We start from the raw sequence: 17,510 nt of genomic DNA, 5'->3' as shown, positions 1-17,510 counted from the left end.
TCGGCTTGTACGGCAGGTAGATGTCCTCCAGCCGCGACTTCGAGTCGGCGGCCATGATCTGCGCTTCCAGGGCCTCGTCCAGCTTGCCCTGGCCGTGTGGCCGTCCCGCCCCCCGTTGCGGTCCCGGGGCAGGCGACCTGTCGGGTGCGCGACACCACATCCAGTGGCCTGTGGATAACCCGGCAGATCCTGTGGACAAGGCTGGATACGGCCTCGAACGCCTGTGGACAACGATCGACCGAGCGCAGGGAAGCGGTCACGATTCGTCACCATGAGTCCCAGCGCGCTGCCCCGCCCCACGCTTCTTCCCGGCCTCAGCCGGCTCTGGCGGGATCGGCACACCCTCCAGATCGGTGTCGGTCCCGGGCCCGCAGTGCTGGTGGAGCTGGCCAATCCGCGTACCGCCGCCGTGCTCGATCTGCTGGACGGCACCCGCAGCGAGCGGGACGTGCTGACCCAGGCGAGCACGGCCCAGGTCGCCACCGACGACGCACGTACGCTGCTGGACGCCCTGCGGTCGGCGGGCCTGTTGGTGCCGGCGCACAGCCTGCTCCCCCGCGACCTGGCCGGGCCGGTCCGGGCCCGGCTCGCCGGCGAAGCCGGAGCGTTGGCCCTGGTCGCGGCCCGGCTGCCCGGCACTCCCGCACAGGTCCTGCGTCGCCGACGGGCGGCCCGGGTGCTGCTCACCGGCGCCGGTGCGCTCGGCGGCCCGCTGGCGATCGCGCTGGCCCAGGCCGGTGTCGGGCAGGTGATCCCACAGCTCACCGGCCCGGTGCGGCCAGTCGACCTGGTCGGGACGGGCATCCCCGCCACCGAGCTGGGCCGGCCGCTGGCCCCGGCGATCCGGACGGCGGTCGACCGCGCGGCACCGGGAACCGGCACCCACCCGGTCCGGGCCACCCGGGTTGACCTGGTGGTCCAGCTCGGCGCGGACCGTCCGCCCGCGTTGCTCGCCGCCGGTCTCGCCCAGCGCCGTCAACCGCACCTGCTGGTGACCCTCCGCGAGGGCGTACCGGTCATCGGGCCGATGGTCCGCCCACCTGCCGGCCCCTGTCTTCACTGCGTCGAGCTGCATCGCGCCGACCGCGACCCGGCCTGGCCGGGGCTCGCGGCCCAACTCGCCGCGGCCGAGCCGGTGGCCGCTGGCTCGACCGGCACCCTGCTCGCGGCCATCGGGTACGCGGTGGCGGAGGCTCTGGCGCACCTCGACGGCGGTCACCCCGAGACGCTGGGCGGCGCCATGGAGATCACCGGACCGGGCCGGTTCCGCCGCCGGGGTTGGCCGCCACACCCGGCGTGCGGGTGCTCGACGAGCCGGGTGTACGCACCAGCCCGGCCGCACAGCAGCAGCGGAGCCCTCCGGTCGGTAACAATGGCGAAGTGACCGACATCCCGCGCCGGGCCGTGTCCCGGACCGCCAAGCTCGCCGCTCTGCCGCTCGGCTTCGCCGGCCGGACCGTCCTCGGCATGGGTAAGCGCGTCACCGGGCTCGCCTCCGACGTGATCTCCGCGGAGATCCAGCAGCGCACCGCCGAGCAGCTGTTCAGCGTGTTGGGCCAGCTCAAGGGCGGGGCGATGAAGTTCGGCCAGGCGTTGTCGGTCTTCGAGGCCGCACTGCCGGAGGAGATCGCGGCGCCGTACCGGCAGGCGCTCACCAAACTTCAGGAGGCCGCGCCGCCGCTGCCGGCCGCGAGCGTGCACAAGGTGCTGGCCGAGCAGCTCGGCCCCGACTGGCGCGATCGGTTCGTCGAGTTCAACGACACCCCGGCGGCGGCGGCAAGCATCGGTCAGGTGCACCGGGCGCGGTGGCGTGAGCCGGGGTACGGCCCGTCCGGCGAGCCGAACAGCCGCGACGTGGCCGTCAAGATCCAATACCCGGGCGCCGGTGACGCGCTGCTCTCCGACCTCAAGCAGCTCTCCCGACTGGGCGGGATGTTCCGGGCGATCCAGCCCGGCCTCGACGTCAAGCCCCTCCTCGTCGAGTTGCGGGAGCGGATCACCGAGGAGCTGGACTACGAGCTCGAGGCCGAGTCTCAGCGCACCTTCGCCGCCGCGTACGCCGACGATCCGGAGATCTTCATCCCGGAGGTGGTCTCCGCGTCGCCCCGGGTGCTGGTCACCGAGTGGGTGACGGGCACACCGCTCGCCGACATCATCCGGGAGGGCACCGAGGAGCAGCGGGACGAGGCCGGCCGGCTCATGGCCACGCTGCATCTCTCCGCGCCTCAGCGGGCCGGTCTTCTGCACGCCGACCCGCACCCGGGAAACTTCCGGCTGCTGCACGACGGCCGGCTCGGGGTGATCGACTTCGGTGCGGTGGCCCGGATGCCCGAGGGCACGCCGGAGCCGATCGGCCGCATCGCCGGGCGGGCCCTGCGCGGCGACGCGGACGGGGTGGTGGCGGGCCTGCGGGACGAGGGGTTCATCGGTGCCACCGACGAGATCGACGCCGAGGGTGTCCTCGACTTCCTCCGCCCGATGCTGGAGCCCATCGCGGCCGACGGGTTCCGCTTCACCCGGGCCTGGCTGCGGGCCGAGGCGGGTCGGCTGGCCAGCCCTCGCTCCCCCACCTACCAGCTGAGCAGGCAGCTCAACCTGCCACCGTCGTACCTGCTCATCCACCGGGTGACGCTCGGGTCGATCGGTGTGCTCTGCCAGTTGGAGGCGAAGGCGCCGTACCGGAGCATCCTGGAGCGCTGGCTGCCGGGCTTCGCGCCGGTGGCCTGAGCGGGCCGGGGCGAGACGTCACGAAGGGCGGGTGCCGGTCGGCACCCGCCCTTCTGAGTTGGGGTGGTACTAGAGAACGCCCAGGTCGCGCGCCGACTGGTTGCGGCTGTTCATGGCGACGGTACGGGCGGATCGGGTTGCCTCAGTGCTCGTGGTGGTACGACCGGCCTGAGGCCGGCGCATTCGAGCCCTGGTCAACGCTTCGTGGAGTAGTTGCATCTCGAAGGCTCCACTCGGAACGTTCAACATCATTTTCTCACTCACTGCCGGTGTGCCACCGGCGTAGTTGGTACGGGTCGGGAACATGTCAGGCTGCCAGCCGGACCGCGCCACGCACCTCGGACAGCCCACTGGCCGCCAGGCGCGCCTCGGCCTCGACCCGAAGCTCGGCGTCACGAGCGACGTCCTCCTTGCGCGGACGGCCACGGGGCCGCTTGCGCGGGACGACCGCGCCACGCTCGAAGATCTCGCCGCCCCAGACGCCCCACGGCTCCGCTCGCTCCACCGCCCCGGCCAGGCACTCGACGCGCAGCGGGCAGTCCCCGCAGAGCGACTTGGCCAGCTCGAGCTCGGCAGGCGAGTCGGAGAACCACAGGTCGGGGTCGAACTTCCGGCAGGGCAGGTTCGCCTCCAGCTCGATGCTCACATCGAGGGGGGCCAACGCCAGACTCATCTCCCGGTCACCTCTCTCTCACTTCGATCTCGTGGATCGCATTCCGGCGTACTTCGGCGGGGCAAAAAAACTGAGGCCGCGGATCCCGGTAGCGGGTTCCGCGGCCTCGAGGTGAGCCGGTGTCTGAGAATCAGACCGGTCTACCTCGAGGTGGAACGCCGCGGACATCCGTGCGCTTCTTGGCGCCATTGATGTCCATGCCCGTGCTGCCACTGGTCCCCTCGACTCCGACATTCGGTGCGACGGCCAGGATCAGCTCGGCCTGAACCTGGTGCACCTGCGGAACCGACGGTCGTGCGGCCGCGAGGGCCACCCGGACAGCCGACAGCGGAGCGTGGACAGACGGCATCGCCGTCAGACGCTCATAGGTGAAGATCTCCACGGTGGCCACCTCCCTCACGTTCCTCGAATCGACTGGACCAACCCCCGTGAGCAGCCGGAATGGCGCCGCTCGCGTGGTGTGTTCTGAGGCTATTCCTCGCCCCGGGGCGAGGGCAAACGAATTTACGACGAGATTTCGAAAGTTTTCTCCGGGCAGACGTCGTCCACCCCCGCGCCCTGCACGAGCGCCAGCACCGACTCCCCGTAGAGGCCCAGTTTGCGAGGGCCGATACCGGCGATGGCGATCAACTCTTCCGGCCGGCCGGGACGCCGCTCCGCCAGCGCGGTCAATGTGGCGTCGGTGAACACCACGTACGCCGGGACCTTCTGCGCGCCGGCCACCCGCTGCCGCCACTCGCGCAGTCGTTCGTGCAGCTCGTCGTCGATGTCGGACGGGCAGGTGGGGCATCGGCCCAGCTTGCGGTCCGGGCCGGCGAGCAGGGTGGCGCCACAGATCCGGCAGGACACGATCTGCGTCCGGCGTCGTTCGGGACGGCGCGCGGGACCGGCGGAGGCGCCGGCCCGCTCGGTGCCGCCGGAGCGGTCCAGCTGGGGCAGGAACCGCGACGGCCGCCGGGCCCGCCCGCCCGGAGAGCGCGCGGCGGCGTACGACAGCCAGAGCCACTGCCGCGCGCGGGTGATTCCGACGTAGAGCAGCCGGCGCTCCTCCTCGACCTGCTCGACCGTCTTGGCGTACGTGGTGGGCAGGGTGCCCTCGGCGAGGCCGACCAGGAAGACGGCGTCCCACTCCAGCCCCTTGGCCGAGTGCAGCGACGCCAACGTGACCCCGTCCACCGTCGGCACGTGCTGCTGGGCGGCCCGCCGGGCCAACTCCTCGGTGAAATCGGTGAGGGTGACCGGGCGCTCCACCGACGCGGCCTCGCCGATCGGCACCACCTCGGGGGTGGCCGCGTACTCCTCGGAGAGCTGGACCAGCGCGGACAGCGCCTCCCAGCGCTCGCGGGCGGCGCCGCCGGCCGGGGGCGCGTCCGGGGCCCAGCCGACAGCGGTGAGCGCCTCGACCACGGCGGTCGGCAACGGCGTCTCCCCCGGGATCGAGCGGGTGGCCGACCGCAGGGCGACCATCGCCTGGCGCACCTCGGCACGCTCGAAGAACCGCTCCGCGCCCTGCACCACGTACGGGACGCCGGCCTCGGTGAGCGCCTTCTCGTACGCCTCGGACTGCGCGTTGACCCGGAACAGCACGGCGATCTCCTTCGCCGGCGTACCCGAGTCGATGAGTGACCGGCAGCGCGCGGCAACCGCGTTCGCCTCGGCCGGCTCGTCGGTGAAGATCCGCAGGTCGGGTTCCGGTCCCGGGGGGCGCTGCCCGCTCAGCTCCAGCCGCAGCCGGGCCTCGGTGCCCCGGGCCTGGGAGATCACCGCGTTGGCCAGCCCGACGACCTGCGGGGTGGAGCGGTAGTCGCGGACCAGCCGGACGACAGTGGCGTTGCGGTGCCGGCGGGGGAAGTCGACCAGGTACGCCGAGGTCGCCCCCGTGAAGGAGTAGATGGTCTGGCTGGCGTCGCCGACCACTGTCAGGTCGTCGCGGCCGGCCAGCCAGGCCTCCAGCAGCCGCTGCTGGAGGGGGTTGACGTCCTGGTACTCGTCGACCACGAAGTGCCGGTACTGGGTGCGGATCTGCTCGCCGACGTCCGGGTGCTCCTCGATGCCCCACACCGCGGCCCGCAGCATGTCCTCGAAGTCGATCACCCCGTTGGAGCGCTTGAGCTGCTCGTACGCGGTGAACACCTCGGCGACCTTCGCCGGCTCGTGCGGCGTGTCGCGCAGCGCCCGGGCCGCCGACACGACGTAGTCCCCCGGCTCGACGAGCGACGACTTGGCCCACTCGATCTCGCCGGCCAGGTCCCGCGCGGCCGCCCGGTCGGTCCGCAGGCCCACCCGGGCGGCGGCGAGGGTGACCAGCCGCACCTTGCTGTCCAGCAGCTCGGGCATGGCCCGGCCCGCCAGCAGGCGGGGGGCGAAGTACCGCACCTGCCGCAACGCGGCGGCGTGAAAGGTCCGCGCCTGCACCCCGCCCACCCCGAGCACGGTGAGCCGACTACGCATCTCGGCGGCGGCGCGGGCGGTGAAGGTGACCGCGAGCACGTGCCGGGGGGAAATCTCCCCGGAGAGCGCCCGGTGGGCGATCCGGGAGGTGATCGCGCGGGTCTTGCCGGTGCCGGCGCCGGCGAGAATGCAGACCGGACCGGCGGGTGCGGTCACCGCGGAGCGCTGCTCCGGGTCGAGCCCGGCGAGCACCTGTTCCGACGCTGAGTGAACCACCACAACCAGGAATCATCTCAGCTCCTCCGGACGTTGTAGCGAACAGCCTCGGCTTGATCCGCAAGCCGGCGGTCAGAGGAGTTGGAGGATCCGACCATGCTGACGATGTATTCCACCCCCTGGTGCGGCTACTGCCACCGGCTGAAGTCGCAGCTCGACCGGGAGGGCATCGGCTACGAGGTGGTCGACATCGAGCGGGACCCGGAGGCCGCGGAGTTCGTGATGAGCGTCAACGGCGGCAACCAGACGGTGCCCACGCTGCGCTTCGACGACGGCAGCGCCCTGACCAACCCCTCGATCACACAGGTCAAGCAGCACCTGGCGACCCTCACCGCCTGACCGGCCGGGTCACCTCTCGACGAACGGCCGCCCCATCCGGGCGGCCGTTCGTCGTGTCCGACATCCGTCACTGCCGGGGCTGCCGCCGCAGTCCCGTGGCCACCGGCGCGTCAATGTCGGCGTCGACCGGGCGGCGCGGCGCGGGGAGCGTCGGGCGGGGCGGCGGCGTCGGTCCACGGCCGCCGGCCGGCGCGCTCAGGTGCCGTCCCCGCCAGAGGTAGACCCCGGCGGCCAGCGTGGCCACCCCGACCAGCAGGAACAGGGCCCGGTAGTCCAGGACGCCGACCAGCAGGGCGCCGGCACCGATGGAGAGCGCCTGCGGGCCGCTGACCAGCGCCTGGGTTGCCGCCGCGACCCGTCCGACCAGCCCGGGAGGCGTACGGCGCTGGATCAGCGTGTGCAGGCCCACCATCGTCAGCGGCAGCGAGACGCCGGCCAGCAGCACCGCCACGAACCCGACGCGCAGATCGGGGTACGCGAGCGCGAGCGCGGCCGGCGAGAAGAAGGCCACCCCGGCGGCCAGCGTGCCGATCTCACCCAGTCGGCGGACCAGCGTCGGTGAGCAGAGCCCGCCGAGCAGTCCACCGACGCCCTGCACCATGACCAGCACGCCCACGAACGCGGCGTCCCGATCCAACCCCTGGTCGACGTAGGCGAAGATCAGCGATTCGCTGAAGCCCATCACCAGCGATCCGAGCCCGTAGCCGAGCAGGGCCCGGCGCAGCGCCGGCTCACCGGTCAGGTGCCGCAGGCCGGCGCCCAGCTCGGCGGGCCAACGCAGCCGTACGGTCGGCGTCGTCGGCGCCGGGCTCGGCACCGCGGTCACCACCGCGGCCGCGGTCACGAAGCCGACCATGCCGATCCCGGCCAGCACCCACCCGCCGAGCGCCGCGTAGAGCGCCGCGCCGGCCAGCGGGCCGACCAGCCGCAACCCCTGGCGTACGGTCTGCAACACGCCGTTCGCCTCGGCGAGCAGTTCCACAGGCACCAACTGTCGGATCAGCCCGCTGAGCGCCGCGCCGAGCGTGATGGACGACAGGCCGTACAGGGCGGCGACCAGGTAGACGAGCCAGACGTCGCCCGCGTCGCGGACCGTGAACAACGGGACGAGCAGCAGTGCGGTGACCACGTTCGCGGTCACGAAGAAGGGACGGCGCGGGTACCGGTCGACGAACCAGCCGACAAGCGGCGCCAACGTCATCGGGGCGACGACGGCGAAGATGATGCCTCCGGCGAGCCCGTTGGAGCCGGTCAGATCCTTGACCCAGATGGCGAGCGCGAGCAGCAGGATCGACTCGGCGGTCATGCTGGCCAGCAGGCCACCGAACAGCAGGCGGAAGTCGGGGCGGCGCAGGACGGTACGCATGGGGTCACTCCGGCGGGATGGCATGCCCGGCTGGGCGCGGTCGACGGGGCTGGGACCACGGGTCCGTCGTCGTCCGGGAATCCCATGGTTCATTTTTTGAGTAAGACACGCCCCCGCCGGACCTCCGACGCCGGTCGCGCCGTCCATACTGACCGTGGGGGGCGAATTTCATACAGTTACCGTCGCGTCTGCGGCGGTCGACGGGAAAGAGGACACTGTGCCTCCTGCCGCACCCAGCCCGATCATGCGTCGTCGACGGTTGGGCATCGAACTGCGCAGCCTGCGCGAAGCCGCAGGCCTCACCGGCGACCAGGTTATCGAACGGATCGGTTGGGCGTCCGCGTCCAAACTGTCCCGCCTGGAGAATGGCCGCAGCCGTCCGGATCCGCAGGATGTCGGCGTTCTGCTCGACCTCTACGGGGCCGACGCCGCGTTACGCGAGGAACTGCTCGGGATCACCGGTGGGGCCGGCGACATGCGTGGCTGGTTGAAGAACTTTCCGGTGATGACACAGCAGCAGCGCAGCTGGGCCGAGCTTGAGGCGGGCTGCGCGGAGATCTCCGAGTACAACCCTGTTCTGGTGCCGGGCCTGCTGCAGACCGCCGGGTACGCGCAGGTCCGGATCCTCTCGGCCCGCCAGGTGAGCGAGGGCGCCGGCGAACCGGACCTGGCCGAGGAGCCGGAGACCGAGGTGCAGGCCCGGTTGGCCCGCCAGTTGCTGCTGACCCGGGAGCCGCACGCGCCGAGCTACACCGCCGTGCTGGAGGAGGCGGCCCTCGGTCGGCGGGCCGGCCCGCCCGAGGTGCTGCACGAACAGTTGGTCCAGTTGTGCGAGCTGGCCCAGCTGCCCAACGTGACGCTTCATCTGCTTCCGCGGGACACGCAGATCGGCGATTGGTACCTTCCGCCGACCGCCTTCTCCCTCTATCGGTTCGCCGATCCGCTCGATCCGGAGACATTGGCCATCGAAGGGGGGTTCAAGGACGTCATGTCGACCGAGTCAATCACGCTAAATCGCTATAAAGTGGTGTTCGAGTGGCTATGCACGGCGGCACTTGACGCCTCGGACACCCTCTCCTGGCTGATCGAGGCGACGGGACGGCCGACCGGGGCGACGCCCCCATCCACAGTGGCGTTCGGGCCGGCAACGGCGCCGACCCAACGCCGCAGGGATTCGGGGCGACTGACGGATCGGTGATCCACGGGGGACCCTCCGTCGGGGCGTGCGGCACCACTCGTCCCATCGGATCGGTTCACACCAGGAGCAGAGCCATGAACGACATCCACAACACGCCGTCCGTCTCCGCCAGCTTGTTGGCGGACGCCCCGTGGCGCACCAGCACACGCAGCCAGACCTCCAACTGCGTGGAGGTGGCCCCCCTGGGCACCGGCCCGTCAGCCGTCGCGCTGCGCGACAGCAAGGACCGGGGCGGCCCGGTGCTGCTGTTCAACCGGGCCGGCTGGCTCGGCTTCATCACCGGAGCGAAGACGGGCCAGTTCGATCTGAACTGATCATCCCGACCGGACGGGGCCGTCGGCATGTGCCGGCGGCCCCGTCGTCGTGTCCGACGACGACCCCGCTGACCAGGCATCCGCCGATCGGACGAGGCTCGGAACCAATAGGCGCGTTTCACTTGCTGGGATGAACACGGGGCGTAGCATGGCCCACGAGAACGTGGAACTTCCACACTGGCTCATTCGTCGCGGTTCATCCGGAGACCCTTATGCGGTTCCTGATCGTTCGCACCGACATCCGCACCGTCGCCGACGGGGACATCGCCGCCGCGTGGGCCGACGGCCATCGCCTCCGCGACGAGACGATCACGCCCGAGCCGCGCCGGCAGACCGTGCACGCCGAGGACCGGGAGGCCGCGTTGCTGCTGGCCCGGGCACTGTCTTCGGTCGGCGCGGTGCGAGCCGGCAAGCAACGGGTCAAGGTCCTGCCGCTCGGCGAGCCGCGGCCCGCGTTCCGGCGCAGATCCGGCCGCACCGGCACCTGACCCACCAGACGTCCGTCGTGGTCGGCTCGGCTCCCCCGCCGCGTCATTCGCTCCCACCGACCACGGCGGCCCGTGTTCCCGGCCCGTGACCGCCGCGGCAACGGCAGCCACGGGCCGGGACCGTGCTCAGCGGTCGGCGTCCACCCATCCGTCCAGCCAACGGTGGACGAGGAACAACGCGATCGACGACGGCGGCGGCAGGATCAGCCGAGCCCCGTCCCCCACGTCCACGGCTCTCCCCGCACACGCGGCCCCGATCTCCGCACGGGTGAACCACCGGGCGTACGCGATCTCGGACGGGTCGACCCGCACCGGATCCGCCGGGTCCGCGGTGGCCAGGAAGCCCAACATCAGCGAGCCCGGGAACGGCCAGGCCTGGCTGCCGACGTACCCGATCCGCTCGACGGAGATGCCCACCTCCTCGCGGACCTCGCGCAGTACGGCGGCCTCCGCCGACTCCCCCGGCTCGACGTACCCGGCGAGGCACGAGTAGCGCCGACCGCCCGGGGTGCCCGGCCAACCGGCGTTGTTGCCGAGCAGGCAGCGGCCCTCGGGGCCGTCCACGCCGTCGTGCACCAGCACGATCATCGCCGGGTCGGTACGCGGCCAGATCCGCCCGCCGTCGCGATCCACCCGGGACCAGCCGGCCTCGTCCATCACTGTCGGCGCACCGGTCGCCGACGAGTAGCCGTGCCGGGTGTGCCAGTTGAGCAGCGCCAGCGCCGTGGTGAAGATGCCGGCCTCCCGGTCGCCGAGCAGGTGGCCCACCTCCCGCAGGTTGACCGGCCGGGTGCCCGGCACCGTCGGCAGCGGCGCGTCGAGCGCGAAGACCGGCACCCCGTCCGGCTCGACGCCGAGGAACATCGCCGTCGACTCGGCGCCGGCCGGCACGTCGGCCGCGCCGAACAGCACAAGCGTCGGAGGCGACGCGTCGGTACGGGCGAGCGTCCGCCCACCGTCGGTCGAGTCGAGCAGCAGTATCCGGCCGCGCAGCCACGCTTCGGTCAACCACTGCGCGTCGCCCCGGCGGTGCGCGGCGCGATCCAGCGTGGACCGTGCCAGCGGCGGGGCCGTCTCCCCGCTCACGTCCGGGCTCCGCGATCTAGCGGGTCGCGGCGGTGCCTCATGGCTGCACCGGCTCGGTGTGCACAGGCGTCAGCGCGGCCAGCCCGGGGGTGATCCGCTCGGCGTCGCCGAGCACGACCACCGCTGCCCGGGAGGGCGCGAGGTAGTGGGCGGCAGCCCGCGCCACGTCGTCCACAGTCGCCTTCGCCAGGCGGGCCGCATACTCCGCGAGGAACTCCAGGCGCAGGCCGTTGCCGGCGTACGCGCTGGTCAGCGCGGCCAGGCCGGCCTGGGTGGACATGCCGAGTTGGAGGGTGCCCAGGGCGTACTGGCGGGCCTGCTCCAGCTCCTCCGGCTTCGGCGGCAGCGACGCCAGCCGCCCCAGCTCGTACGTGGTCTCCAGCAGCGCCGGGCCGGTGACCTCGGTGGCCACCTCGGCGCCGGCGACCAGGACCGACCCGGCCACCGAGTGCTCGATCACCGAGTGCGGGCCGTACGTGTAGCCCTTGTCCTCGCGGATGTTCTCCACCCAGCGCGACGAGAAGTAGCCACCGAAGATCAGGTTGGCCAGTTGCAGCGGAGCGTGGTCGGGGTCGGTACGCGGCACGGCGGGCAGCGCGACCCGCAGCGAGGACTGCACCGAGCCGGGTCGGTCGACAAGCAGCAGCGGTCCCGGCTCCAGCGGCGGGGTGGCCGGCAGGGTGGCCGTACGACCGGCGCCGGCCCACCCACCGAGCGCCCGCTCGGCCGCGTCCAGGGCCTTCTCCGGTTGCACGTCGCCGACCACCACGAGCTGCGCCCCGGCCGGGTGCACCCGCTCGGCGTGCAGGCTGCGCAGGGCCGCCGGTCGGACGGCACGGATCTGGCCCGGCTCCGGGGTCTGCGTGGCGTACGGGTGCCGCCCGTAGATCCGCTTCAGCAGCGCCTCGCGGGCCAGGTGCGCCGGCTGGCTCTGGGCGACCTGGATCCGGTCGATGAGCCGGTCCCGCTCGGCGGCCACCTCGTCGCCGGGGTAGCTGGCGGCGGTCAGCACCTCGGCCAGCAGCTCCAACATCCGGTCCAGGCCGGTGACCAGGCCGGCGCCGGAGAGCATCAGCCGGTCCGGGTCGACGCCCGCGGACAGCCCGCCGCCCACCTTCTGCAGCTCGGCGGCCAACTGCACGCTTGTCATCGACTCGGTGCCGGAGAGCATGGTCTGCGAGAGCATCGCGCCGCGCGCGAGGTGGGCGCGGCCGAACGGAATCCACAGCCGCAGCTCGACCAGGGGCACCGCGGGCCGGCGTACGGCGATCACGGTGAGCCCGTTGCGCAGTGTCCGCTCGGCCTGTTTGGGCACCTTGAGCTTGCGGGTGGGGCCGAGCGCGGGCAGCGTCCGCACACTCATCGGGCACCTCCGGGGATGACCTCGACGGCGGCGCGGCGCTCGGGGCGCAGGGTGGCCGCGGCGGCCCGGACCTGCTCCTCGGTGACGTCGCCTACCAGTCGGGGCAGGTCGTTGAGCAGGCCCGGCTCACCACGTTGCTGTTCCAGGACCGCCATCCGCAGCGCCCGGCCGAGCACCGCGTCGGTGTCGCGCAGCAGGTGGGTGGCCATCCGGGCCTGGGTACGGGCCAGCTCGCCGTCGGTCAACCCGTCGGTGGCCAGCCGGTCCAACTCCTCGTCGACGGTGCGCAGCACCTTGTCCACGTCGCCGGCGGGCGGCAGGTGCGCCTGGAGCAGCAGCGCGGTGGGATCGCGGACGTCGAACGGGTCGCCCATGAAACCGAGGTAGCCGCCGAGGCTGGTCACCGTGCGGTCGCGCTGGACCAGTCGTTCGACCAGCCGGGATGCCTCGCCGTCGGTGAGCACCTCGGCCAGCACCACGTACGGCAGGTAGCCGGCGAAGTCGTCGATCGGGTCGGGCACCCGCCACGCGCCGGCCACCGCCGGCAACGGCGCCAGGGCGTCGGTGTACGAGCTGCGCCGCTCGGCGGTCAGGTCGGGCTCGGTGAAGTCCGGCCGCTGCGGCGCGGGGCGGGACGGAACGTCGCCGAAGTGCCTGTTGACCAGCTCGGTCGCCTCGGCCACGTCGATGTCGCCGCTGACGGCCAGCACCGCGTTGCCGCTGGCGTAGTAGCGGCGGAAGAAGTCGGCGGCGTCGGCGACGGTGGCCGACTCCAGGTCGTCGAACGAGCCGTAGCCGTCGTGCGCGTTCGGGAAGGTGTCGAACATGACCGGCGGCAGGGTCAGCCAGGGGAAGCCACCGTACGGCCGGCTGAGCACGTTGACCCGGATCTCCTCCTTGACCACGTCGACCTGGTTGCGCAGGTTCTCCTCGGTCAGTCGGGGCCCACGCATCCGGTCCGCCTCGAGGAACAGCGCGCGCTCCAGCGCGTTGCTCGGCAGCGTCTCGAAGTAGTCGGTGTAGTCCAGGTGGGTGGAGCCGTTGAACGTGCCGCCGGCGCCCTGCACGTGCCGGAAGTGGGCCAGCTTCTCCAGGTTCTCCGAGCCCTGGAACATCAGGTGCTCGAAGAGGTGGGCGAAGCCGGTACGCCCCTCCGGCTCGGAGCGGATGCCGACGTCGTAGACCACCGCCACCCCGATCACCGGGGCACTGCGATCGGGGGTCAGGACCACCCGCAGGCCGTTGTCGAGGGTGAACCGCTCGACCGGATACTTCGTCGCTGGAATTCTGGATCTCCGCGCCGCCACGGGATCGACCCTAGCGCGTCGACACCTCCGCCACCGGCGACCTCCGCGGAGCCACCGTCACCGGGTCGGCGAGCCGGGGCAGGACCTCGGCGCCGACCCGCTCGGCCTCCTCCCGATGGGGCCAACCGGAGAGGATGAACTCGTCGACGCCGAGTGCCGCGTACTCGTCGATCCGGCTCGCGACCTCGACGTAGCTGCCGACGAGCGCGGTGCCGGCGCCCTCGCGGACCAGGCCGACCCCGGCCCAGAGGTTCGGTGCGACGGTGAGCCCGTCGGTGCGGCCGGCGTTCAGCGCGGCCATCCGGGCCTGGCCGACGGAGTCCATCCGGCGGAACCGCGCCTGGGCGGCGGCGATCCGCTGCGGGCTCATGCCGGCCAGCAGCCGGTCCGCCTCGGCCCAGGCGTCGGCGCTTGTGGGCCGCGCGATGACGTGCAGCCGGAGGCCGGTGCGCAGGGTGCGGCCCTGCTCGGCGGCGAGCGCCCGGATGCGGGTGACGCGGGCGGCGATCGCCGCCGGCGGCTCGCCCCACATCAGGTACGTGTCGGCCTGCCGGGCGGCCACCGTCTCGGCGGCCGGGGACGCGCCGCCGAAGTAGATCGGCGGCGGCTCGGCCAGCGGGGCGGCCAGCCCGCCGCCGTCGACCCGGTAGTGCGTCCCGGCGTGGTCGAACGGCCGGCCGGCCCAGGCGCGCCGCAGGACCTCGATGAACTCCCCGGTACGCGCGTAGCGCTCGTCGTGGCCCAGGAAGTCGCCGTACGCGCGCTGCTCGGCCGGGTCTCCCCCGGTCACGATGTTGAGCGACAGGCGGCCGCCGGAGACGGCCTGGAACGCCTCGGCCTGCTGGGCGATCAGGGTGGGCAACGCGAAGCCGGCCCGGACGGCGACAAGCATGCCGAGCCGCTCGGTGTGCTGGGCGACCGCCGCGCAGACGATCCACGGGTCGGGGCAACCCGCGCCGACCGGGGTGAGCACTGCCGCGAAGCCGCCCGCCTCCGCGGCGCGGCCGACCTCGGCCAGGTACGCAACGGTGGCGGCCCGGTCGTGGCGGGCGGCGCCGGCGGTGACGGTGGCGGCGCCGACCTGGTCGCCGTCGCCGGAGGTGGGCAGGAACCAGTGGAAAATCATTCGATCACCCTACTGAGTTGGTAGGAATTACCGACATAACTGAGACGCCCCTTCCCGGCATGTGGATGAGTCTTGACGCTGGCCCTGCTCTGGCCCACTCTTCCTACCAACTAAGTAGGAATACTGCGGATTGGATGGACGATGAGACGGCATCCCCTGCGCCGATTGGTCACCCTGGCCACCCTCGCCGCCCTCGGCGCGGCGACCCTGGGCACCACCGCCGCGTGCGGCGACGACAGCGAGGGCGCGGAGGGCGGCTCCGGCCCGGTGACCCTGCGGCTCGGTTACTTCCCCAACATCACCCACGCGCCGGCCGTCGTCGGCGTGGAGAAGGGCATCTTCGCCGAGAAGCTCGGCGCCGACGTCAAGCTCGAACCGAAGACCTTCAACGCCGGCCCGGCAGCCATCGAGGCCGTCTTCTCCGGCGCGCTGGACGCGACCTACATCGGCCCGAACCCCACAGTCAACGCGTTCTCCAAGTCCAAGGGCGAGGCCGTCCGGGTCGTCTCCGGCGCCGCCTCCGGAGGCGTGGCGCTTGTGGTCAAGCCCGGCATCACCGGCCCGCAGGACCTCAGGGGCAAGAAGGTGGCCACCCCGCAGCTCGGCAACACCCAGGACGTGGCGGTCCGCTACTGGCTCAAGCAGCAGGGGCTGACCACCACCAAGGAGGGCGGCGGCGACGTCAAGATCGTGCCGCAGGAGAACGCCCAGACGGTGGAGACCTTCAACAGCGGCGCGATCGACGCCGCCTGGGTGCCCGAGCCGTTCGTCTCCCGGCTGGTCAACGCCGGAGGCAAGGTGCTCGTCGACGAGCGCGACCTCTGGCCGGACAAGAAGTTCGTCATCACCAACCTGCTGGTCAGCACGAAGTTCCTCAAGGCACACCCGGACGTGGTGCAGAAGCTTGTCGACGGCCAGGTCGCCGCGAACGAGTTCGTCAACACCAAGCCGGACGAGGCCCAGCAGGCCATCTCCGACGCCATCGGCAAGATCACCGGCAAGCCGCTGGACCTCAAGCTCATCAAGCAGGCGTGGCCGACGTTGGAGTTCACAAACGACCCGATCCCCACCTCGCTCAAGGCCGGGCTCGACCACGCCGTCGAGGTCAAGCTGACCGAGCCGGTGGACCTCAAGGGCCTGTACGACCTGACCTACCTCAACAAGGCGCTCAAGGCGCAGGGCAAGCCCGAGGTCGTCCAGCCATGACGTCGACCACGACGACGCCGCAGAGCGCGACCACCGCGGTCGCGCTCTCCGGCGTGACAAAGGTGTACGGACGCGGGGCGAACGCCGTACTGGCCCTGGACGGGGTCTCCCTGGACGTCGCGCCGGGCGAGTTCGTCTGCCTCGTCGGCGCGTCCGGCTGCGGCAAGAGCACCCTGCTCAACCTGGTCGCCGGCCTGGACCGGCCCACCGGCGGGCAGATCGGCATCGCCGGTGACGCGAATCCGGGGCTGATGTTCCAGGAGCCGGCGCTCTTTCCCTGGCTGACAGTCGAGGGCAACGTCGAGGTGCCGCTCAAGCTGCGCGGGCTGCCCCGGGCCGAGCGCCGCGAACGGGTGGCCGAACTGCTGCGCACGGTGCACCTGGCCGAGTTCGGTCGCAAGCGACCGCACGAGCTGTCCGGCGGCATGCGGCAGCGGGTCGCGCTGGCCCGCACCCTGGCCCTGGACACTCCGGTGCTGCTGATGGACGAGCCGTTCGGCGCGCTGGACGCGATGACGCGGGACATCCTGCACGACGAGCTGGAACGGATCTGGTCCGAGCGCCATCTCTCGGTGCTCTTCGTCACGCACAACGTCCGCGAGGCCGCCCGGCTGGCCGACCGGATCATCCTGCTGTCCAGCCGCCCCGGCCGGATCATCTACTCCACCGAGGTGGACATCCCGCGGCCCCGGCGGATCGACTCGCCCGAGGTCGCCGCGATCGCCGCCGACGTCACCGAGCGACTCCGTACGGAGGTGAGCCGCCATGGCCAGTGACACCCTCGCCAGCACCGCGCGCTCCGACGCGGAGATCTCCGGCCTGGACGCGCTGGAGATCGCCGGTCAGGAGAAGGAAGCCACCCGGGTTGCCCGGCTCTGGGCTGCCACCTGGCCCAAGCTGGCCGCACTCGCCATCGCCGTCGGCATCTGGCAGGTGGTGGTCTGGAGTGGATGGAAGGATCCGTGGGCCCTGCCAGGCCCGGGCCCGGTCTTCTCCGACCTCGCCGACTACGCGTTGAGTTCTGCGCTCTGGGACGGCCTGGCCACCACCGCCCGACGTGCCGTGGTGGGCTTCGCCGCAGCGGTCGCCGTCGGGCTGCTCCTCGGGCTGGGCGTCTCCCAGTCCCGGGTGCTCCGGGCCGCCATCGGCTCGATGATCACCGCGTTGCAGACCATGCCGTCGATCGCCTGGTTCCCGCTGGCCATCCTGCTGTTCCAGCTCAGCGAGCAGGCGATCTTCTTCGTGGTGGTGCTCGGCGCGGCGCCGTCGATCGCCAACGGCGTGATCCACGGCGTGGACTACGTGCCGCCGCTGCTGAAGCGGGCCGGCCGCAACCTGGGCGCGCGCGGGCTCAACCTCTACCGGTATGTCATCGCACCCGCGGCGCTGCCCGCGATCGTGGCCGGCTTGAAGCAGGGCTGGGCCTTCGCCTGGCGCAGCCTGATGGCTGGCGAACTGCTGGTGGTCATCGCATCCCGGACCTCGATCGGCGCTCAGCTCACCTACGCCCGGGACTTCTCGGACGCGGAACGGCTGATGGCCATCATGATCGTGATCCTGGTCGTCGGTCTCGCTGTCGATGCGGCGTTCGGCGCGGCCGACAAGGCGATCCGCCGTCGCTGGGGCGTACTGGACCAGGCTGGTCAGTGA

At 72.0% G+C, this 17,510-nt stretch carries 17 protein-coding genes; 9 read left to right on the top strand and 8 right to left on the bottom strand.

The features are described from left to right. Positions 1–271: 271 nt before the first annotated feature. Both ACGFIE_RS31610 and ACGFIE_RS31605 read left to right on the top strand, forming a co-directional pair. Entirely contained in the window at positions 272–1,384 is a 1,113-nt protein-coding gene (locus tag ACGFIE_RS31610; RefSeq protein ID WP_393301681.1) for a hypothetical protein, read from the top strand. Continuing rightward, entirely contained in the window at positions 1,381–2,727 is a 1,347-nt protein-coding gene (locus tag ACGFIE_RS31605) for an ABC1 kinase family protein (protein ID WP_393301679.1), read from the top strand. The genes ACGFIE_RS31610 and ACGFIE_RS31605 overlap by 4 nt, the downstream gene beginning before the upstream one ends. A 307-nt stretch (positions 2,728–3,034) precedes the next feature. Here ACGFIE_RS31605 and ACGFIE_RS31600 read toward each other — a convergent pair whose 3' ends face one another. The 3 genes from ACGFIE_RS31600 to ACGFIE_RS31590 form a co-directional block, all read right to left on the bottom strand. Beyond that, entirely contained in the window at positions 3,035–3,400 is a 366-nt protein-coding gene (locus ACGFIE_RS31600) for a WhiB family transcriptional regulator (RefSeq protein ID WP_393301677.1), read from the bottom strand. A 130-nt stretch (positions 3,401–3,530) separates the two neighbouring features. Beyond that, a complete protein-coding gene (locus ACGFIE_RS31595) occupies positions 3,531–3,782 on the bottom strand; it encodes a hypothetical protein (protein WP_393301674.1) in 252 nt (83 codons plus the stop codon). 122 nt (positions 3,783–3,904) lie between these two features. Next, a complete protein-coding gene (locus tag ACGFIE_RS31590; protein ID WP_393301672.1) occupies positions 3,905–6,070 on the bottom strand; it encodes an ATP-dependent DNA helicase UvrD2 in 2,166 nt (721 codons plus the stop codon). 93 nt (positions 6,071–6,163) lie between these two features. Between ACGFIE_RS31590 and ACGFIE_RS31585 the strand changes: the two genes are divergently transcribed. After that, entirely contained in the window at positions 6,164–6,406 is a 243-nt protein-coding gene (locus ACGFIE_RS31585; protein WP_363680107.1) for a mycoredoxin, read from the top strand. Between the two features lie 67 nt (positions 6,407–6,473). Here the strand turns inward: ACGFIE_RS31585 and ACGFIE_RS31580 are convergent, their stop codons facing one another. Beyond that, on the bottom strand, positions 6,474–7,772 hold the full coding sequence (locus tag ACGFIE_RS31580; RefSeq protein WP_393301669.1) for an MFS transporter: 1,299 nt from the start codon (positions 7,770–7,772) through the stop codon (positions 6,474–6,476). Between the two features lie 217 nt (positions 7,773–7,989). On the opposite strand from ACGFIE_RS31580, the gene ACGFIE_RS31575 reads away from it, so the two are divergent. The 3 genes from ACGFIE_RS31575 (at position 7,990) to ACGFIE_RS31565 (ending at position 9,772) form a co-directional block, all read left to right on the top strand. Beyond that, on the top strand, positions 7,990–8,970 hold the full coding sequence (locus ACGFIE_RS31575; RefSeq protein ID WP_393301693.1) for a helix-turn-helix domain-containing protein: 981 nt from the start codon (positions 7,990–7,992) through the stop codon (positions 8,968–8,970). 74 nt (positions 8,971–9,044) lie between these two features. Beyond that, positions 9,045–9,284 (top strand): DUF397 domain-containing protein, encoded by a 240-nt coding sequence (locus ACGFIE_RS31570; protein ID WP_363680113.1) that lies wholly within the window; start codon positions 9,045–9,047, stop codon positions 9,282–9,284. A 212-nt stretch (positions 9,285–9,496) separates the two neighbouring features. Further along, complete coding sequence (locus ACGFIE_RS31565) at positions 9,497–9,772, top strand: hypothetical protein (RefSeq protein ID WP_393301666.1); 276 nt, start codon at positions 9,497–9,499, stop codon at positions 9,770–9,772. 126 nt (positions 9,773–9,898) lie between these two features. On the opposite strand, the gene nudC is transcribed toward ACGFIE_RS31565, so the two are convergent. The 4 genes from nudC to ACGFIE_RS31545 are packed head-to-tail and all read right to left on the bottom strand — an operon-like array spanning position 9,899 to position 14,654. Next, positions 9,899–10,858, bottom strand: a complete 960-nt coding sequence (nudC, locus tag ACGFIE_RS31560) for an NAD(+) diphosphatase (RefSeq protein ID WP_393301663.1) — start codon at positions 10,856–10,858, stop codon at positions 9,899–9,901. Between the two features lie 37 nt (positions 10,859–10,895). Further along, positions 10,896–12,221 (bottom strand): M16 family metallopeptidase, encoded by a 1,326-nt coding sequence (locus ACGFIE_RS31555; RefSeq protein ID WP_393301660.1) that lies wholly within the window; start codon positions 12,219–12,221, stop codon positions 10,896–10,898. Beyond that, the gene (locus tag ACGFIE_RS31550; protein ID WP_393301657.1) at positions 12,218–13,528 is read right to left on the bottom strand and encodes a M16 family metallopeptidase; all 1,311 of its coding nucleotides are present in this window, start codon (positions 13,526–13,528) and stop codon (positions 12,218–12,220) included. The genes ACGFIE_RS31555 and ACGFIE_RS31550 overlap by 4 nt, the downstream gene beginning before the upstream one ends. 10 nt (positions 13,529–13,538) lie before the next feature. Next, the gene (locus tag ACGFIE_RS31545; RefSeq protein ID WP_393301654.1) at positions 13,539–14,654 is read right to left on the bottom strand and encodes an LLM class flavin-dependent oxidoreductase; all 1,116 of its coding nucleotides are present in this window, start codon (positions 14,652–14,654) and stop codon (positions 13,539–13,541) included. A 141-nt stretch (positions 14,655–14,795) separates the two neighbouring features. On the opposite strand from ACGFIE_RS31545, the gene ACGFIE_RS31540 reads away from it, so the two are divergent. The 3 genes from ACGFIE_RS31540 to ACGFIE_RS31530 are packed head-to-tail and all read left to right on the top strand — an operon-like array spanning position 14,796 to position 17,510. Beyond that, positions 14,796–15,860, top strand: coding sequence for an ABC transporter substrate-binding protein (locus ACGFIE_RS31540; protein ID WP_393301651.1), 1,065 nt, complete (start codon positions 14,796–14,798; stop codon positions 15,858–15,860). After that, the gene (locus ACGFIE_RS31535; RefSeq protein WP_393301648.1) at positions 15,857–16,636 is read left to right on the top strand and encodes an ABC transporter ATP-binding protein; all 780 of its coding nucleotides are present in this window, start codon (positions 15,857–15,859) and stop codon (positions 16,634–16,636) included. Before ACGFIE_RS31540 ends, ACGFIE_RS31535 begins: the two co-directional genes overlap by 4 nt. Further along, positions 16,626–17,510 carry an ABC transporter permease gene (locus ACGFIE_RS31530; protein WP_393301645.1) on the top strand — a complete coding sequence of 295 codons (885 nt, stop codon included), beginning with the start codon at positions 16,626–16,628 and terminating at the stop codon, positions 17,508–17,510. The genes ACGFIE_RS31535 and ACGFIE_RS31530 overlap by 11 nt, the downstream gene beginning before the upstream one ends.

It is taken from the genome of Micromonospora sp. NPDC049275 (assembly GCF_043197115.1).
Classification (GTDB): Bacteria; Actinomycetota; Actinomycetes; order Mycobacteriales; family Micromonosporaceae; genus Micromonospora.
Note: the sequence above shows the minus strand (reverse complement) of the source record. Positions and strands in the feature narration are given on the sequence as shown.

Bases quoted from the DNA above. Each gene is read 5' to 3' on its own strand.
- ACGFIE_RS31545 (WP_393301654.1), bottom strand. From the start codon at position 14,654: ATGATTTTCCACTGGTTCCTGCCCACCTCCGGCGACGGCGACCAGGTC.
- ACGFIE_RS31540 (WP_393301651.1), top strand. From the start codon at position 14,796: ATGAGACGGCATCCCCTGCGCCGATTGGTCACCCTGGCCACCCTCGCC.
- ACGFIE_RS31570 (WP_363680113.1), top strand. From the start codon at position 9,045: ATGAACGACATCCACAACACGCCGTCCGTCTCCGCCAGCTTGTTGGCG.
- ACGFIE_RS31600 (WP_393301677.1), bottom strand. From the start codon at position 3,400: ATGAGTCTGGCGTTGGCCCCCCTCGATGTGAGCATCGAGCTGGAGGCG.
- ACGFIE_RS31565 (WP_393301666.1), top strand. From the start codon at position 9,497: ATGCGGTTCCTGATCGTTCGCACCGACATCCGCACCGTCGCCGACGGG.
- ACGFIE_RS31610 (WP_393301681.1), top strand. From the start codon at position 272: ATGAGTCCCAGCGCGCTGCCCCGCCCCACGCTTCTTCCCGGCCTCAGC.
- ACGFIE_RS31535 (WP_393301648.1), top strand. From the start codon at position 15,857: ATGACGTCGACCACGACGACGCCGCAGAGCGCGACCACCGCGGTCGCG.
- ACGFIE_RS31530 (WP_393301645.1), top strand. From the start codon at position 16,626: ATGGCCAGTGACACCCTCGCCAGCACCGCGCGCTCCGACGCGGAGATC.
- ACGFIE_RS31580 (WP_393301669.1), bottom strand. From the start codon at position 7,772: ATGCGTACCGTCCTGCGCCGCCCCGACTTCCGCCTGCTGTTCGGTGGC.
- ACGFIE_RS31585 (WP_363680107.1), top strand. From the start codon at position 6,164: ATGCTGACGATGTATTCCACCCCCTGGTGCGGCTACTGCCACCGGCTG.
- ACGFIE_RS31555 (WP_393301660.1), bottom strand. From the start codon at position 12,221: ATGAGTGTGCGGACGCTGCCCGCGCTCGGCCCCACCCGCAAGCTCAAG.